The sequence below is a fragment of the Andreprevotia chitinilytica DSM 18519 genome (genome assembly GCF_000711875.1).
In the GTDB taxonomy this organism is placed as follows: domain Bacteria; phylum Pseudomonadota; class Gammaproteobacteria; order Burkholderiales; family Chitinibacteraceae; genus Andreprevotia; species Andreprevotia chitinilytica.
The window spans coordinates 1-18,136 of record NZ_JONM01000038.1; the positions used below are offsets into that span (position 1 = coordinate 1).

14 protein-coding genes are annotated in these 18,136 nt (G+C 59.4%); 4 read left to right on the forward strand and 10 right to left on the reverse strand.

All coding sequences use genetic code 11. The features are described 5' to 3' along the window. The 4 genes from BR41_RS20840 to BR41_RS20855 form a co-directional block, all read right to left on the reverse strand. On the reverse strand, positions 1 to 5,804 hold a 5,804-nt coding region (locus tag BR41_RS20840), incomplete at its 3' end, for a two-partner secretion domain-containing protein (RefSeq protein WP_035061116.1). A gap of 87 nt (positions 5,805 to 5,891) precedes the next feature. After that, entirely contained in the window at positions 5,892 to 7,562 is a 1,671-nt protein-coding gene (locus BR41_RS20845; protein WP_035061119.1) for a ShlB/FhaC/HecB family hemolysin secretion/activation protein, read from the reverse strand. A 650-nt stretch (positions 7,563 to 8,212) separates the two neighbouring features. Then, a complete protein-coding gene (locus tag BR41_RS24410; RefSeq protein WP_156970837.1) occupies positions 8,213 to 8,407 on the reverse strand; it encodes a hypothetical protein in 195 nt (64 codons plus the stop codon). Between the two features lie 59 nt (positions 8,408 to 8,466). After that, positions 8,467 to 8,679, reverse strand: a complete 213-nt coding sequence (locus tag BR41_RS20855; protein ID WP_035061125.1) for a hypothetical protein — start codon at positions 8,677 to 8,679, stop codon at positions 8,467 to 8,469. 73 nt (positions 8,680 to 8,752) lie between these two features. Here BR41_RS20855 and BR41_RS20860 point away from each other — a divergent pair, with 73 nt between their 5' ends. From BR41_RS20860 to BR41_RS20875, 4 genes are all read left to right on the forward strand, one after another. Beyond that, positions 8,753 to 9,484, forward strand: a complete 732-nt coding sequence (locus BR41_RS20860; protein WP_169741343.1) for a response regulator — start codon at positions 8,753 to 8,755, stop codon at positions 9,482 to 9,484. 96 nt (positions 9,485 to 9,580) lie between these two features. After that, on the forward strand, positions 9,581 to 10,588 hold the full coding sequence (locus tag BR41_RS20865) for a glycosyltransferase family 9 protein (protein WP_156970838.1): 1,008 nt from the start codon (positions 9,581 to 9,583) through the stop codon (positions 10,586 to 10,588). 12 nt (positions 10,589 to 10,600) lie between these two features. Next, positions 10,601 to 11,098 (forward strand): putative pterin-binding protein, encoded by a 498-nt coding sequence (locus BR41_RS20870; RefSeq protein ID WP_035061135.1) that lies wholly within the window; start codon positions 10,601 to 10,603, stop codon positions 11,096 to 11,098. A gap of 81 nt (positions 11,099 to 11,179) precedes the next feature. After that, the gene (locus BR41_RS20875) at positions 11,180 to 12,895 is read left to right on the forward strand and encodes an ATP-binding response regulator (RefSeq protein ID WP_245616036.1); all 1,716 of its coding nucleotides are present in this window, start codon (positions 11,180 to 11,182) and stop codon (positions 12,893 to 12,895) included. A gap of 299 nt (positions 12,896 to 13,194) precedes the next feature. On the opposite strand, the gene BR41_RS20880 is transcribed toward BR41_RS20875, so the two are convergent. The 6 genes from BR41_RS20880 to BR41_RS25625 all read right to left on the reverse strand — a co-directional run bounded on the left by BR41_RS20880 (position 13,195) and on the right by BR41_RS25625 (position 18,130). Continuing rightward, on the reverse strand, positions 13,195 to 14,061 hold the full coding sequence (locus tag BR41_RS20880) for an IS3 family transposase (protein ID WP_156970839.1): 867 nt from the start codon (positions 14,059 to 14,061) through the stop codon (positions 13,195 to 13,197). Beyond that, positions 14,058 to 14,351, reverse strand: a complete 294-nt coding sequence (locus tag BR41_RS20885) for a transposase (protein WP_035061137.1) — start codon at positions 14,349 to 14,351, stop codon at positions 14,058 to 14,060. The genes BR41_RS20880 and BR41_RS20885 overlap by 4 nt, the downstream gene beginning before the upstream one ends. Positions 14,352 to 15,230: 879 nt before the next feature. After that, a complete protein-coding gene (locus BR41_RS20890; RefSeq protein ID WP_035061138.1) occupies positions 15,231 to 15,623 on the reverse strand; it encodes a RidA family protein in 393 nt (130 codons plus the stop codon). A 30-nt stretch (positions 15,624 to 15,653) separates the two neighbouring features. After that, positions 15,654 to 17,111 (reverse strand): N-acyl-D-amino-acid deacylase family protein, encoded by a 1,458-nt coding sequence (locus tag BR41_RS20895; protein ID WP_035061140.1) that lies wholly within the window; start codon positions 17,109 to 17,111, stop codon positions 15,654 to 15,656. Positions 17,112 to 17,140: 29 nt separating this feature from the next. Continuing rightward, positions 17,141 to 18,013: a MurR/RpiR family transcriptional regulator gene (locus BR41_RS20900; RefSeq protein WP_035061142.1), complete on the reverse strand. Its 873-nt coding sequence runs from the start codon at positions 18,011 to 18,013 to the stop codon at positions 17,141 to 17,143. Between the two features lie 18 nt (positions 18,014 to 18,031). Then, complete coding sequence (locus BR41_RS25625) at positions 18,032 to 18,130, reverse strand: GntT/GntP/DsdX family permease (protein ID WP_373278362.1); 99 nt, start codon at positions 18,128 to 18,130, stop codon at positions 18,032 to 18,034. Between the last annotated feature and the right edge of the window lie 6 nt (positions 18,131 to 18,136).

An 18,136-nucleotide genomic window follows, 5' to 3' on the forward strand; every position in this document is an offset into this window, starting at 1 on the left:
GCGCCGTTGCTGGCCAGCGTGCCACCGACGTTGTCCAGCGCCGTCGTCGCGGTGATCTGGGTCGCGCCGGTGCCGCTCTGGATCAGGCTGCCGCCGCGATTCGACAAGGTGGCGGTGTTCACTTGCAGCTGCTGGGCAACGGTGCTGCCGCTGTCGAGCGTTGCCGTTTGCGCGGTCAGATTCAACAGCCCGTTGCTGCCGATATTGCCGTGCGTGCCATTGAGCGTGGTAGCGGTGATGGCGAGCGTACCGGTGCCGACGTGTTCGATGGTGCCGTTGCTGTTGGTGAGCGTTTGCGCGCCGAGCGTGAGGTTGTTGCCGTTGCTGGCGATGCGGCCGCTGGTGTTGTCGAGGTTGCCAGCGAGGAGAATGGCGCTGTCGCCGCTGCCGGTCTGAGTCAGGTTGCCGCTAACGTTGCTGAGGTCATGAGCGGCCAGATTAAGCTGGTTGGCCGAGACGTGGGCACTGTCGGTGCGTAGCGTTTGCGCAGCGGTGGCCGTCAGGGTTTGACTGGCGGAGACGGTGGCGTGGTTGGCATCCACATTGCCGCTGGTCGCGGTCAGCGTGATGTTGTGCGCACTGGTCTGGCTAGTGCTCAGATCAAGGCTGCTACCGTGCAGGCTGAGGTCGCCACCGGCCAAGTTTTGGCCTTGCGTCGTGATCTGGCCCGTCGCCGTAACGGAGAGGTTGCCCGTGGTGGCGAGCGAGCCGTCGCTCTGGATGCCAGCGCCAAGAACTGCGCCACTGTGGCTGGTGATCTGGCTGGTCGCACCGGTGGCGTTGAGCGTGGTGTTGCCGGCCGCAGCGATCACACCGCTGTTGTCGATGTTGCCTTGCGTGCCGAGATTGGCATTGCCGTGGGCGTACAAGGTGCCGCTGTTAGCGAGGCCGGTGACGGTGTTGACGGTCAGGTCGCCGCTACTGTTGATCTGGCCTTGGGTGTTGCTCAGTTGGCCGGTCAAGGTGGCAGTGACGCCGTGGCCGTGCACGTCGCCGGAGGTATTGGTGAGGTCGCTTGCGTTGAGCGTGACGGCCTGATTGGCGGCCAGTGTGCCGCTGCTGTTGTCGATGGCGTTGGTGGTCGCGACTTGCAGGCTGTTGCCAGCGGTGAGCTGGCCGTGGGCATTGTTCAGGCTGTTCGCCGTCACGATGCCGTTGCCGCCCGCGCTCAATTTGCCTTGGGCGCTGTTGTCGATGTTGCCGGTGGCGTGCACGGTCAGGTCGGCGGTGCCGGTCGATTGGATCGTGCCGCCCTGATTGGTCAGCGTACCGACCGTTAACGTCGTCGCGCCGTTGCTGGTGACCGTGCCACCGGTGTTGTCCAGGGCAGTGGTGGCAGTGATCTGCGCCGCGCTGGTGCCAGATTGGGTGATGCTGCCGCTACGATTGCTCAGCGTGCTGGTTTGAATCTGCAGTTGCTGCGCCGTGGTGGTGCCGTTGTCGAGGATCGCCGCGCCGGCAGTCAGATTGAGCTGACCATTACTACCGATGCTGCCGTGATCGCCATTCAGCGTGGTGGCGGTGATGGCCAACATACCGCTGCCGGCATGCTGGATTTGGCCGCCATTGGCGTTGGTCAGCGTGGTCGCACCGAGGGTCAGGTTGTTGCCATTGCTGGCGATATGGCCGCTGGTGTTGTCGAGGCTGCCGACGAGCGCAATGGTGGTGTCGCCGCTGCCGGTCTGGGTCAGGCCGCCGCCGACGTTGCTCAGGTCGTGGGCGGCCAGATTGAGCTGGTTGGCCGAGACGTGTGCACTGTCAGTGCGTAGCGTTTGGGCGGCGGTAGCCGTCAGGGTCTGACTGGCGGAGACGGTGGCGTGGTTGGCATCGACGTCGCCACTGGTCGCAGTCAGCGTGACATTGTGCGCACTGGTCTGGCTGGTACTGAGATCAAGACCACTGCCGTGCAGGCTGAGGTCACCGCCGGCCAGATTCTGGCCTTGGGCGGTCACTTGGCCGGTAGCGGTGACGCTCAGATTGCCGGTAGAGGCGAGCGAGCCGTCGGTCTGGATGCCCGCGCCAAGCGTCGCACCGCTGTGGCTGGTGATCTGGCTGGTCGCACCGGTGGCGTTGAGCGTGGTGTTGCCGGCCGCAGCAATCACACCGCTGTTGTCGATGTTGCCTTGCGTACCGAGATTGGCATTGCCGTGGGCGTACAAGGTGCCGCTGTTGGCGAGGCCGGTGGCGGCGTTGACGGTCAGGTCGCCGCTGCTGTTGATCTGGCCGGCGGTATTAGCGAGCTGGCCGGTGAGGGTCATGCCAATGTTGCCGCCATGAATGTCGCCATTGGCATTGGTCAGGTCACCGGCCGCAATGACGACTGCCTGATTACTTGCCAGCGTGCCGCTGCTGTTGTCGATGGCGTTGGTGGTGGTGACTTGCAGGTTGTTGCCAGCGGTGAGCTGGCCATGGGCATTGTTCAGGCTAGCGGCCGTGAGTGTACCGTTGCCGCCCGCACTCAATTTACCTTGGGCGCTGTTATCGATATTGCTGGTGGCATGCACGGTCAGATCGGCCGTGCCGGTCGATTGGATCGTGCCGCCCTGGTTGTGCAGATCGCCAACCGTTAACGTCGTCGCGCCGTTGCTGGTGAGCGTGCCGCCGGTGTTGTCCAGTGAGATCGTCGCGCTGATCTGGGCCGCACCGGTGCCACTCTGGATCAGGTTGCCGCTACGGTTCGACAAGGTGGCGGTACTGATCTGGATTTGTTGAGCGCTAGTGTTGCCGTGGTCGAGGGTGGCGGTTTGCGCAGTCAGATTGAGCTGGCCGTTGCTGCCGATCGTGCCACTGGTGCCATTGAGTGTGGTGGCGGTGATTGCCAATGTGCCGGTGCCGGCGTGGGCAATGCTGCCGCTGTTGTTGGTCAGCGTTTGCGCGCCAAGGGTGAGATTGGTGCTATTGCTGGCGATGTGGCCGCTGGTGTTGTCGAGGTTGCCAGCGAGGGCAATGGTGCTGTCACCCGCACCGGTCTGAGTCAGATTGCCGCTAACGTTGCTGAGGTCATGGGCGGCCAGATTGAGTTTATTGGCCGAAACGTGGCCGCCGTCGGTGCGCAGTGTTTGGGCGGCGGTGGTCGTCAGGGTTTGACTGGCGGTGACGGTGGCGTGGTTGGCATCAATATCGCCACTGGTCGCAGTCAGCGTGACGTTGTGTGCGCTGGTCTGGCTGGTGCTGAGATCAAGACTGCTGCCGTGCAGGCTGAGGTCGCCGCCAGCCAGATTCTGGCCTTGGGCGGTCACTTGGCCGGTGGCCGTGACGCTCAGGTTGCCGGTGGTGGCGAGGGAGCCGTCGGCCTGAATGCCCGCGCCCAGCGTCGCGCCACTGTGGCTGGTGATCTGGCTGGACGCACCGGTAGCGTTGAGGGTGGTATTGCCGGCCGCAGCAATGACACCGCTGTTGTCGATGTTGCCTTGGGTGCCGAGGTTGGCATTGCCGTGGGCGTACAAGGTGCCGCTGTTGCTGATGCCGGTAGCGGTGCTGACGGTCAGGTCGCCGCTACTGTTGATCTGGCCTTGGGTGTTGCTCAGCTGGCCGGTCAGGTTAAGCCCGACATTGCCACCGTGAATGTCGCCGCTGGTGTTGGTGACATCGCCGCCAGTGATGGCGACAGTCTGGTTGGCGGCCAGTGTGCCGCTGCTGTTGTCGATAGCGTTGGTGGTCGCAACTTGCAGGCTCTTGCCGGCAGTGAGCTGACCGTGCGCATTGTTCAAGCTGTTCGCCGTCACGATGCCGTTGCCGCCCGCACTCAATTTGCCTTGGGCGCTGTTGTCGATATCGCCGGTGGCGTGCACGGTCAGGTCGGCGGTGCTGGTGGACTGAATGGTGCCGCCCTGATTGTGCAGATCGCCAACCGTTAACGTCGTCGCACCGTTGCTGGCAACCGTGCCGCCGGTGTTGTCCAGTTGCGTCGTGGCGGTGATCTGGGTCGCACCAGTGCCACTCTGGATCAGGCTGCCGCCACGATTCGACAAGGTGGCGGTGCTGATCTGGATTTGTTGGGCACTGGTATTGCCGTGATCGAGGGTGGCGTTTTGTGCGGTCAGCTTGAGTTGGCCGTTGCTGCCAATCGTGCCACTGCTGCCATTCAGCGTGGTGGCATTGACGGCCAGCGTGCCGGTGCCGGCGTGTTCAATGGTGCCGCTGGTATTGGTGAGCGTTTGCGCGCCGAGCGTGAGGTTGCTGCCGTTGCTGGCGATGCGGCCGCTGGTGTTATCGAGGTTGCCGACCGGAGCAATGGTGGTGTCGCCCGTGCCGGTTTGCACCAGTTCGCCGGCAACGTTGCTGATGTCGTGGGCGGTGAGGTTGAGCTGGCTGGCGGAGACGTGAGCGCTGTCGGTGCGCAGCGTCTGGCTGGCCGTTGCCGCCAAGGTCTGGCTGGCGGAGACGGTGGCGTGATTCGCATCAACGTCGCCGCTGGTCGCGGTCAGCGTGATGTTGTGCGCGCCGGTCTGGCTGCTGGACAGATCGAGGCTGCTACCGTGCAGGCTGAGATCGCCGCCGGCCAGATTCTGGCCTTGCGTCGTAACTTGGCCAGTGGCGGTGACATTGAGGTTGCCGGTGGTGGCGAGGGAGCCGTCGCTCTGGATGCCGGCACCGAGGAGCGCGCCGCTGTGATTGGTGATCTGGCTGCCCGCGCCGGTGGCGCTGACGGTGGTATTGCCGACCGCAGCAATGACGCCGCTATTGTCGACATTGCCTTGGGTGCTAACGCTGGCATTACCTTGCGCGTAGAGCGAACCGCTGTTGCTCAGGCCGCCATTGGTGGTGATGCGGGTATCCGTCGCACTGGTGATCGCGCCAACGTTTTGCAGCTTGCCGTCGGCAGTGACGACCACTTCGCCCACACTGGCGCCGATCTGCCCGGCATTGCGCATGCCCACGCCGGCCTCGGTGCCCACGAGAGTGATCTTGCCGGCATACATCCCGCCCAGGCTGGAAACGTCGATCCCGAACGCGGGCGCGGCATCGGTGCCGGAGGTTTGGGTGACCTGGCTTTGATCGACGCTGACCTGATTGGCCCCAACAGTGACCTGCAGGTTCTTGGCCCAGATGCCGGCGTTGACTTGCACTGAGCGCGCAATCAGGTCGGTGAAGTCGGTCTGGCTGGCATCCAGCCCCGCGCCGCCAACGGTGATCTGGCCGCGTTGCACCAGATAGCCGGTGAGGTTGCCGCCGCTGAATTGCGGTGTGCCGGTAGTCAGGGTGGCCCGGCTGGCGTTGATGAAGCCGCAGCCGTCGCAACTGATACCGGCCGCGTTGGCAATGACCACTTGGGCGCGATCCCCGGCGACCTCGATGTAGCCCTTCAATTGACTCGGGTTGCTGGCATTGACTTCGTTCAGGATGATGCGCGCGGTGCCCGTGGCCAACCACGGGTTGGCTTGCACCCAACCGCCCAATTGCGTGGAGGTATTGGTGCGGGAGTTATTGAGGATGACCCCGTTCTTATCGACGTCGAATTGGGTGTAGACGTTGCGCGAAACGCCGCCAGAGCTGGGCGTCTGGATATTCACCAACGGCCGGCCATTCGACGTGGTGAGCACCGTTGCCTGTTGCGTGCCCGGCGCGTTCGGATCGGCCACGATCTGCGCATGCGCCAGCGGGGAAACCCAAAGCACCATGCCGAACGCCGCCATCAACAGGAACGGCAGTGGCGAAATGGTCGCCACTTGCTGGCCGCCGGCGCTGCCGGAAGGCGCATCCGTCGTCCCCGCCGTCTTGCCGTCGCTGGTGACGATTTCCGCCACCACCATCAGCAGACCACGCGCTTTGTTGAAAACGATCCGGTATAGGTTCTTATTCATGGTTTTCCCGGGCCATTGCGGCCTGGCTAGATATTTTTAATTAGGGTGTTGTACTGGGCTGCCCGAATGTGTGCTGGCATTGCCAACTCAATACGACCAGCCGACGTTAAAGCCGGCGATTGGGGTTGCAGTCTGAAATAGCTCGGGCTTGAGAATCGGCCGGCCCACGAAGACGTCGTAATTCACGCCTTTGAAACCACCGTGCAAACCCATGACGACGCCGGCCAACCGGTAACCCACCAGGTTCTGCGCCGATGGGCCGGCGACTTCGCCGTAATCTGCGCCGAGATAGAACTCCTGAGCGCTATCACCCAGCGCGAAATTCAATTCATTGCGAACCAGCCAGCCGCGCTCCGCCGAGAGGCTGCTCTCGCCATCGAAGCCGCGCACCGTGTAACGACCGCCGATGGAAAAACGATCCTGCGGCACCAAGGGCGTCCGGTTCCATTGGGCGCGCCACTCGCCGCTGTAACGCAAGCGTTGCGAGCCCGCCGTCCAAGGCACGTTCAGCTGGAGATTCGCGTTGATGATGCCGGCGCGTGAGGTGCCTTCGCCGAACGCTTCCTCCGGCGCAGCCAGTGTTCCGAACGCACCAGTGCCGCGCTTGTAGGTAACGTTGAGATCAACAGTCGACGCGGCCACGAATTCGCGGTGCGCAATGCCGAATTCCCAACCCGCTGTGCGGCGGCGCTGAACCTCGACTTCGGTATCGTTGATGAAGTTCTTCGAGGCGCGCGTCCAGCCTCGCATCGACAAAGTGGTCTTGCGCACCGCATCGCGATAAACCAGCCGAGACAGCTTGATATCGCCGCTCTGGCTTTCGCCGCGATAGATATAGGTCTGGGTCGCGCCCGCCACGGACTGGTAGTAGTTGCTGCTATTGGCGCTCAGGCTCAGTAGCCAGTAGCCAAACGGCACCGAGTAGAACGCGGAATAGCCGCGCGTGCCTTTGTCGCTGTGATCGAGGCCAACCAGATCACGGCTCACGGTGAGATAAAACAGGTCGTTGAGCGTCCACCAGTCGTCGTAGGAGAACGTGACGCTGCCTTGATATTTGCCGGTTGCCTCACTGCCTGAGTCATCGGCAGACACACTGATGCGGAACGGCAAAGCCTGTTTCCAGACAATGACCAGATCGCTTTCGCCCGGCTTGGCAGTGGCACCTTCCGCCGGCGTGATCTGGATATCGGCCTCGGCCGTCGGTACGCGCTTGAAGTTTTCCAGTGCTTGTTCGATATCACGCAGATTCAATATGTCGCCCGGTTGTGCCGGCACGGCATTCCATTGCGTGGCGCGATGCGCGGTGCCTTCGGCAAAGCGGATGGCGCGAATCCGGCCCGGAATCACCGTCAGCCGGAGCACGCCGGTGCGCAGGTCTTGTTCCTCCGCCACGATCCGCGTGGTCACAAAGCCTTTTTCGACGATCGCGTTCTGCACGCGCTTCATGACCAGGTTGACCCCGGCCGTGCCCAGGCAGCGCCCGACGGCTTTATCGTCTCGTTGGTCGGCGGCGGCAATCGCCCAAGTAAAGCGCTCCGCCGAATCGCCTTTCAATTCGATCTGGCGAATGGGGAAACAGGGGGATTCATTGTCGGGGAGGCGTGTGGATACGCCCGGTGCCTGCGGTGTTTGCAGCCGCACATCGGGTGTCTGTTCTTGCTGCTGCCGCAGCAGGCGTTCGCGCTCTTGCTGGCGCAGCAGTTCCTGCGCACTGGCATCGGCGGGATTGAATGGTGCGTCTGCGGCGTGCGCACCCATTGCGATACAACCACATAGCGCGATTGCAAGCGTTGTTCTTTGAACGGGCGACGCAGCGGAAATGAATCCAGACTTTTGGTTAAAAACGAATGCAGCAAAACGCAAAAAACCACTCCCCATACCTGATTTATTATTTATTTCAATCAATGGCATTGAATGCGCGCCGCATCTGGGCCATCGAATTGCATTGTTATTTCTGCTCAATCAATCGCATCGGCACCGTGCCACTTAAGCGACTGACCATTGCTATGCCCCCGGATGCCGTCTTACGAAATCAAAAAGCAAATTGATCCAGGCTGCCCAAAAGCTTTCACGCCAAGGCAAGAGAGTCAGCAGATGGACAGTTATTGCCTCGTTCTGGTTTGTCACATGCGCGACGGAAAAAGGAGCGATTCTCCTTTTCTTTTCAGTGCAAACCGAATGCGCGCCGATCTGAGGCTTATTGCGAGAGGTTGTGAGTTTTTCATCAACCCGACCTGCTGGCCTGTAAGTATTTTCTAAAAACACGTAAGCAAATATAGAATGCGTCCGGCATTCTAACCAACTTTTCTTACTGCGAAGCACCCGCTCATCAGATTTACCCCTACATTGGGTGAGGTTATGCACAAGAGAGGAGCGTTGCCGTCTGATGCCTTGGCGGCACAGCCTGATCAAGCGTGAGGGTTCATACGCTGCTGCCTGTCCCAGCACAGCCAGCTTTCCAGAAAGAAAGGCCCGAATACCGTCCTGATCGCGGCCCGGTACTCGGCTTTCGCATCCAAAGACAACTGGTGATAGTCCTGCGAAAACGCTTTGAAGGAAGCGTGATACACCATCGAGGCAGGATCGGCATTGCGCTTTGGCATGTCGGGAAGTCCCCGTCAGAATTGGATGCAACTTGTTTCTTATTAGGGAACAACATTCTCTATAATTCATTCCCATTGCTCCGTTTGTTCCGGCCGAGAATCGCGTCACAGCGTCGACGCAGCAGGACGGCAAGTTGCGCCGAGTCATCAGCCACTTCAATGCAGTCTTGGCGTAATGCACTCAGCAATGCGGCCCTGAGCCATTGGCGCGTTGTTGAGGAAGTCGCGACAGCCTCGATTTCCACTTCGATCTCGCTCTTCGCCTTGGACATGCACAAGCCTCGCAAAAACAACACATGCCGTAATCACTACGGCCGACAGTGAAATCCAAAATACGAAACATGTTTGTTCCTTATTTGGAACTTTCGTGTAGTTTTGCACCGCGATTTACAAAATGCAAGCCCTTCGTGCTTTACTAGCTTTCACGAAACTCAGGAAATTGTTATGTCAGAGCAACAAACTCCGGTCGATGAGCAGCCATCCCGACTACATGCTTTTGGGCAGATGCTGAACAAGCAGCTCGATCTGCTCTCGTTTCCGCAACCACCGCGCCGCTTGGTACGGACAATGGATGTGTTGCAGCAGTCGCGCACGCAGACCTACCGTGTCCTGAAGGGAGAGGCACTACCGGGTTTGGAGGCGATGATCAAATTGCGGCATCTTGGTGTTTCGTTTGACGCAATCCTTGATGCCATTGGCTGCCCCCATATCGCCGTCGTCGATGACGACGAACAGATACTGGCGGTGATGCGGGAGACGATGGAGGAACACTTTCTGGTGTCGACGTTTGAAAGCGCAGATGCGCTCTTGCAGGCCATGCAAGGCACTGCCTTCGACGGGTATGTACTGGACTGGCGCTTGCCGGACATGGGTGGAGAGGCATTGATCCGGCGCGTACGCGAGCAATCTGCCGCAGCGCCAATTTATCTGCTTACCGGTCAGGCCGCCGCGCAGGAAGTTGCCAGCGCCATTGCACAGGCCGACGTACTGTACGGACAAAAGCCGGTCGCGCCTGAAATCATCATTTCGGCGCTCAAAAACGCCATCAAAAAGTTACGCACGGTCAGGGGCGAATAGCTGCGCTGCAGAGGGAGAGCCTGAGGCGGCCGTTTTGTCACACTTTCTAACGCGCGCTTCATGATCAGTACATCGAATGGATGAGGAATAGAACTGTTGAATACAACCGCAGCCGAGTTGCAAGGGCACACCGGCCATACACCCTACGTTGGAACGGCATGGTTACGAGACGGGCTCGTCTTTGCCCCCTACGATGTGCGCAAGGAACAGGTGCAGGGCGATGCGTTTGTCTCGATCCGGACGTTAATACCCAACTGCCACCACCTGGACTTCAGTCCGTCATTGATCGACTACAGCAAAACCAAAGTGCTGCACATCCTCGGGGGCTTCAGCCAAGGCATGGGCGACGCGATTATGGGCGTCGGGTTGCTGCAATATATCAAGGCGCACTTTGGCTGCCGGATTCGTGTCTTCCTCGCCAACACGATGCCATCTTTCGTCTACGAGATTTATGCGCTTGCTGTGCAAGAACGCATTCTGGATGCGATCGAGTTATTGCCCGCGCAGGCTGACCACATCGCAGCCAATGATGCGACCGTTGTCGACTTGACCGATCTTTTCGGGCACCGGTTTCGCGATGGCGCGATTGTGGACATGTACGCGACTGCCTTGGGGCTGGATGCATCCCAAATTCCCGTTGAATACAAAAAGCCGACGTGGCTGAAGAAGCTCCGCTTTGCCTCTGCGGATCAGCCGTATTCATTACTCGTCAGCGACTCCAAGGAAGATTTCAAATCCATGCCCGATGCTGTGGCGGTTCGGGCTGCTCGGACGATCAGTCTTCGGCACGCGCTGCCGGTGCATGGATTTACCAATCGAATTGCGCACGACACCTTCCTGAATATCTCGGCAACCTCGACGAGCGCACGGGATTTCATTCGGATTATTGCGAATGCTGCCCATGTCTACACCGTGGACACCGCGGCCATGCACATTGCCGCCGGCTTAGGCGTGCCGACCACCGCATTCGTGGTCACCGACTATTGGTCGAGCTGGTGTCACTACTATCTGAATGAGCCGGCGTTTCAGGTGCACACCGTGACAGGCGGTGCCGAAGATGAATGGGTGACTGCCGTGGCGAAGATCGAAAACAGGCTGAACTAAGGGAGAATAAAAATGAAGAAGCTTTTGTTGATGGCGCTGTTTCTGGTGTGCGCCAATATCACTCGCGCAGACGACGCTCAAATCCTCGTCATTACGGGGAAAGTTGGCAATCACACACGGGTTGCAGCGGGTGTGAAGCAATACGTCTTTGCGCTAAATGATTTGCTGAAGTTGCCGCAAGTGTCGATCACGACGACGACGCATTGGACCGCCAAGACCGTTTTCCGAGGCCCGCTGATTTCGGATGTGCTGGCTAAAGCAGGCATTTCCGATACGGCAACGGAGGTGCTGGTCAATACGCTTGACGATTATCCGGTCAAGATTCCGGTTGCTGATTTTAAAAAGTGGCACGTCATCCTGGCCGTAGAAGCCGACGGCAAGCGGCTGACGATCAACAATAAAGGTCCGCTGTGGGTGATGTACCCAATGGATGATCACCCCGCTGAATTGAAAAACAACCTGACTACTTCACGCCTGGCATGGGCAGTGAATGGTTTTGTCGTTAGGTAAGCAATGCGTGCCTGGTTCAATCGGCTCCCGGCCCGATCCCTTTTAGTTTCATCAGCGGTCTTATGCATTGGCACCTTGCTGGTGATCGGCTGGTTGGCCAGCATGCTTTACGGCATGGCAGGCTCCAAGGGGACGATTGCGCGTTGGTTGGATCAGCAAGGCACCGGGCACTATTTTGAGGTGGTGCAAAATATTCTGTCCCATAACAAAGCGTTTGTTGCCTATCAGAACGTTTGGATAGGGAGGGACAACGCAAAGGAGGAGCTGCAACTGGCGCTCCAACTGGCGGAGAGTGATTTTGACACCCTGCGCCCGCCGTCCGAGATATCAAGGCAATTTGCAGGCAATCCGGACTACACCGAATTTTTGGCGGCCAACACCGAATTTATTCAGCTGTTAAAGCGTTCGTTAGCAGAGCCGGCCAACAAGGAAACCGATCGTCGCATCTTGTCGGCGCATCGACTAATTGATTCCCGGTTGCGGGCAATGCAAGTGGATGGATTAACGAACGAGGTCACTATCCGGGACGACATGGTGCGATCCATCCAAGCCAGTCAGCGCAATTCCAGCATTGCGCTGCTCTGTGCCGCAATCTTGATCTCACTCTGCATCGCCTCGCTCATCGCCACCATTGTGGCAATCAAGTCATGGGCCGAGTCGGAAGCCACTCGGTTCTCTGAACTGGAACGCTTGCTCAGTACCGTCAGTCACGACCTGCGCAGCCCGCTGCAGGCCATCGTGGCCTCAATCGCGCTCATTGAGCTGAAGGCCGTTACCGACCCCTTGCGTGCGCACTGTCGCGCCATCAAATCCGCCTCTGATCAACTGGCTCGCCTGATCAACGATCTGGTCGATTTCGGCCGGTTGCAGCACAAGCAGCTGACCTTGGTATATCAACCATTCGACCTCGCAGAATGTGTCGACCCGTTGCTGGAAAACTATCGGCGACTCGCGGAGAAGAAAGGGCTGGTGTTTTCGTACGCCCCTACTGCCCTTCCGGTGTCGATCCATTTTGATCGCAATCGCTTTCAACAGATTCTCTCCAATTTGATCGAGAACGCGATCAAATACACCGACAGTGGGGCAGTGAAATTAGCGATTGATTTGGCTCACGAACATGCCAAACACCCCGACAAAAGCATCCTGCGGGTCCAGGTGGACGATACGGGGTTGGGAATCAACCCCGCTGATCACGAGAAGATATTTCATGCCTTTACGCGGCTGAATGTGGGGTCACAAAAAGGCATGGGGTTAGGGCTCGCCATCGTCGAGCAACTGGTCAAGCTGGCCGGCGGCGCTATTACGCTTGAATCAGCACCGGGAACGGGGAGTACGTTTACCGTTTGCATTCCGGTGGAGGTCGTTGCCCCGCTGGTGAAAGAACCTGTGCTGGCGCGGTTACTCGACGCAAGAAATGCGGAACATGACCACGATGGAATCAAGCAGGTTTTGCTCATCGAAGACGACCTATTGATCCGCGACAGTCTGGCCTCCCTGATCGAAAGCATGGGCTTTGCTTGCGTGACCAAAGAAGACGGCCAGCAAGGCATCGATGCGGCCTTGACCACCCGATTTGATGCAATCATCACCGACATCCAGATGCCGCACAAATCTGGCTTTGAAGTCGCCGAGGCCTTGCGTGCCGAATTCGGATTACAGCTACCGATTATCGCGCTCACCGCCTATACGAATTCATTGCAGGAAGACCCGCGTTCCAAATTGTTTAGCGCGTATTTAGCGAAGCCCGTTGCGCCAACCATGCTGCTTGCGACACTGCAGGAATGGGTGGATGAGTGAGATGCTAACAATGACACATTGCTCGGCGAACCCGATTGACGTCAGAACACTCGCTGCAGCCTGTTATCGGTTGAAATGCGTAAGGTGATTGATCCGACTCACCTTATACCTCTTGTCTTGTCGAAAGAGCGGTACGGCCAATATCGGTAATGTGGCCGGACTCGTTAACCAAGCCGCGATGACGCAACGCCTGCAGCGTTTTATGAAGCAGATTCATTTGGCTCATATCGGATAAACCATAACTAGCGCCACGGCCAACTGCGATGTTCTGGTCTGTCCCGGTCTCGGTGGACAACGGGTTAAGCACTAAGCACTGAATTGCGCCGTTCAAATTCCACCGGGGTCAGATAATCCAGGGTCGAATGACGGCGGTGATGATTGTAAAACCGGATGTAGTCGAATACATCCGCCCGCGCCTCTTCATAATTCCGATAACGGGTCAGATACACCCTTTCCGCCTTCAGCGACCGGAAGAAGCTTTCCATGGCCGCATTGTCCCAGCAATTTCCCGCTCGCGAATGACTCGGCACGATGCCGTGCCGTCTCAGTAGGGTCTGGTAATCAAGCGCACAGTACTGGCTGCCTCGATCCGAATGCAGCAGCACCGTTTGTGCCGGTTTCCGGCGTGCTACCGCCATGGTCAGCGCGGCATGTACCAGTTCTTGCTGCATCCGGTGATGCATCGCCCAGCCCACCACCGCCCGGGAATACAAATCCAGCACCACCGCCAAGTACAACCAGCCCTCGTCTGTTCGGATATAGGTCATGTCGGAGACCCAGCGCTGGTTCACGTCCGGGGCGTCGAATTGCCGTTCCAGCCGGTTCGGCGCCACCGGCAGTATGTGCTTGCTGGCGGCGACCGGTCGCCAGCGTTTGCGGGTGCGCACGCGCAGACCCGCCTGCCGCATCAACTGGGCAATCCGGTGCCGACCGCAGGCAAATCCTTGCGCCACCAGTTCGGCGTGAATCCGGCGATGTCCGTAAATGCCATTGACTTCAGCATGCACCAGACGGATTTCCCGGAGCAGGGTGCGGTTGGCCATCTCTCGCGCCGAAGGCATCCGGTTTTGCCAAGCGTAGTAACCGCTGCGGGACACCCGGAACAGGCGGCACATGGCGGCAACGGGGTAACGGTCGGCAAGCGCCTGGATGGCGCGGAATTTCACTTCGGGGGTTGCGAGAAGATGGCGAGCGCTTTTTTTAGGACGTCGCGCTCCATGGTGACGCGTGCCAGGTCATCGCGCAGGCGTTTGAGTTCGGCGGCTTCGCCGAGCTGCTTGCCACGTCCGGGAAAGGCGTCGGGGCCAGCCTCGTTGAGCTGGCGCTTCCATTTGCCCAGCAGCGCTTCGGTGATGCCGAGGGCTTGGGCGACATGACGCAATGGCGTACCGGCCAACACCTGATCAACCGCTTCGCGTTTGAATGATTCGGGAAATATACGTCTGGTCTTCTTCATGAACACAACTCCTTGGTGGGGATTATCCACCTTAAGTTAGTGTCCACCGAGACCGGGACAGACCAGCTCTGGAAGCTGCCGTTGAGGCCATCCTTGGCCGAACAGCGGCGGCGGGTCGAAACTGAGCGTTTTCCCTCTGTGAAAGCGGTCGTTCGATTACTTGATCTCTGCAGTGTGAGCTAACTGCTGCATTGCAGACATACAGGGTAACGGGTGGCAATGGGCCGAGCAGCGGATAGTCGACGTCAATTCGTTGACTTCTTCTTAGGGTCGATAAGCCCCCTTCAAGCTTGAGTCGGCCACTCAGTTACGGCAGGTACTCAGCGGCTAAGACAAGAAGCTGCATTATGAACGCGTGGTGATTTGCTGGAAAAACACGGAAAACATGATGTGTTTGCTGTTTGGTTGGCGGAATTTTCCACTAATTTCCGCAGAATCCCGGAATTTATGTTTGGTGAGCCAATTTTGGTGCAAAAGCGTGCCAATAATTGCGGTACACAACATTTGCTGCAGTCGGTCAATACAGCCCGTACGGCTGAATAGCACGCCCATCCCTTTCAGCCGCGCCGAGCAAGCAAGGTTGGCACGGGGGTTTCGGGGATCGAGTGTTTGAGGGCTTTAGCCCGAGTTTTCGATCCCCGCCCGTGACGGCCTTGCTTGATCGGGAACCCGATAGGGCGCGGATGCAGGGTCGCCTTCTTTGGGTTACTTTTGGCTTCGCCGCAACCGGGCCGCGCCCGGTTGTCTTGGCGATACAAGAAAACTGCGCATGCGCAGTTTCGCTAAAAGTGACTCGGCCTGCGGGACGAACTCCCGCTTGAAACGCCTTTACCCGCGCCATCAGCGCTAAACAATTCAGTTGTTCAAGGCTGCCGGCTCTCAAACCGGCTTCTTATAAGCCACGCAATCCACCTCAACCTTGCAATCAATCACCATGCTCGATTGCACACAAGCCCGTGCCGGTGGGTTCGCGCCGAAGTATTCCTTGTACACACCATTGAACGACATGAAATCACGGGCATCGTCCAACCACACGCCGCAGCGCACCACGTGTTCCGGGCCGTAGCCGGCTTCCTTCAGAATCGCCAGCACGTTCTGGATGGTCTGGTGCGATTGCTCGATGATCTCGGTGCCGACCACTTTGCCATTCACCAGCGGCGTCTGGCCGGACACATACAGCCAGCCATCGGCTTCGACCGCACGCGCAAATGGCAAGTGCTGGCCGCCAGTGCCGGAACCACCTTCAACGCCATAACGCTTGATATCGGACATGGTTTAACTCCTCAGAAGAGATGCAAAGAATCAGTGAAAGCCCACGCGCAGGTCGCGTGAGCGGGGCAGGAAGCGGCCGGCGCGTTGGCCGGTCAGTTGTTTGTGTTGGTACGACAGCACGCCATTCACCCATACCGCTTCGATGCCGTCGGCAGCCTGGATCGGGTCTTTGAAGTTGGCGGTGTCGCGAATCGTCGCCGGGTCGAACAGCACCAGATCCGCCCAATGGCCGACCTTGATCCGGCCGCGGTCACCCAAGCCGAAACGATCGGCAGAGAGGCCGGTCATCTTGCGCACCGCCTCGGTGAGCGGGAACAGCCCGACGTCGCGGCTGTAATGACCGAGCACGCGGGGGAACGCACCCCACAGGCGCGGATGCGGCAGCGGGTCGTTCGGCAGACCGTCCGAGCCGACCATGGTCAACTGGTTGGAGAGGATGCGGCGCACGTCGTTTTCGTCCATGCCGTAGTAAACCGCGCCCGCAGGCTGCAGTTTTTTTGCGGCGTCCATCAGGGGCAGATTCCACTCGGCAGCGATGTCGGCCAGCTTCTTGCCACCCATCTCCGGGTGCGGCGTGCTCCAGGTGATGAGGATGTCGAAATCGCTGGTCACTTGCTTGAGATCGAGCGTCGATGAGCTGGCGGAGTAGGGGTAGCAATCGCAGCCAGCCGGGTGCCCCTTGGCGGCGTGCTCGATCTTGTCGATCACTTCCACGCTGCGGCCCCAGTTGCCGGCGCCGGCGCATTTCAGGTGCGAGACGATCACGGGGGACTTGGCATGGCGGCCGATGTCGAAGGCTTCGTCCATCGCGTCGAGAATGCCGTCGAATTCGGTGCGCAAATGAGTGGTGTAAACGCCGCCAAAATCGTTGAGCACTTCGGCTAGCGATTTCACCTCATCGGTGGTGCTGGAAATCGCCGAAGCGTAGGCGAGGCCGGTGGAAAGGCCGAGTGCGCCGTTTTCCAGCGCATCACGCAGTTGCTCGCGCATGCCGTTGATTTCGTCCGGCGTGGCAACGCGGTCGAGCCGGTCCATGTGGTTGTTGCGCAAGGCGGTGTGGCCGATCAGCGCCGCCACGTTCACGCTCGGTACGGCGGCATCGACGGCGCGACGGTAGTCGTCGAAGGTGGGGTAGCTGAAGTCCTTGGCCTCACCCAACAAATTCATCGGATCGGGTGGGTCGCCCTTGAGCGAGACCGGGCTGGCGCTGATGCCGCAGTTGCCGACTACCACGGTCGTCACGCCTTGCGAGATCTTCGGCAGCATTTCCGGCTGGCGGATCACGTTGGTGTCGTCGTGGGTGTGCACGTCGATAAAGCCGGGGGCGAGGGCGAGGCCTTTGGCGTCGATGTCGCTGGTGGCGCTAGCACTGCCCAGATCGCCAATCTGCGCGATGCGGCCATCGGTCACGGCGACATCGGCGGTGTATTCGGCCGCGCCGCTGCCATCGAGAATGCGTGCGTTGCGGATGATCAGGTCGTAAGTCATGGCAGGATTCTCCGGACTTGAGTTACCAGTTAATCGCCCAAGGGCAGCCGGTTATCGCCGCCCCGGTATTCGTCGAGCGCGAACTTCACCCGGCGCAGCAATTCCTTGCTGTGCTCCTTGCGGGTGAGGGCCAGCTCGGTGGCGAGGATGTCGATGGCCAGCAACATGCTGTAGCGCGATGCGGACGGCTTGTAGATGAAATCGGTTTCGTCGGTCTTCACCGGCAATACCACGCAGGCCTTGGTCGCCAGCGGCGAATCCGGATCGGTGATGGCAACGACGCGCGCGCCGTATTGGCGGGCGATGTCGGCCACGGCCAGCATCTCCGGCGTGACGCCAGTGACGGACATCAGCACCAGCGCATCTCTAGGCGTGAGCGTGGCGGTGAGCATGCGCAGCAGCACCGGGTCGTGATAGGCCGCGATGGGGAAGCCCAGCCGCGCCAGGCGGAACTGGAATTCATCGCTCAGCATGGTGGATGCACCGCCCATGCCGGCGACGTAGATCATGCGTGCATCGCTGAGCAGCATCGCGGCGGCGCGGAATTGCGCTTCGGTGAAACGGGCGAGATTGCCGCGCAGGGTGGCTTCGATCTCGCCACAGATGCGGCTATAGAACGCACTTTCATCCGCACCCGGCGCATCGGCCAGAAACCGCGCCCCGACTGCACTCGCTTGTGCCAGCTTGAGTTTCAGATCACGGATGTCGTCGCATTCCACCGATTTGGCAAAACGCGAGATGGTGGCGATGCTCACGCCGGCCTTTTCCGCCAACTGATCGATGTTGGCGGCGGCGGCAAAGGCGATGTCCGCGAGGATGGCATCCGCCACTTTTTGCTCGGTGACGGACAGCCGATCCCGGCAGGAACGGATGTGATAAACGATGTCGAACAGCGCGCTCATATCTGGTTCATGTCCTGCTTAGATCACTGCCGCGACGATCAACACGCCACCGAGGGCGACCACGGAAATGATCGTCTCCAGCACGGTCCAGGTCTTGAAGGTCTGCGCCACGGTCATGTTGAA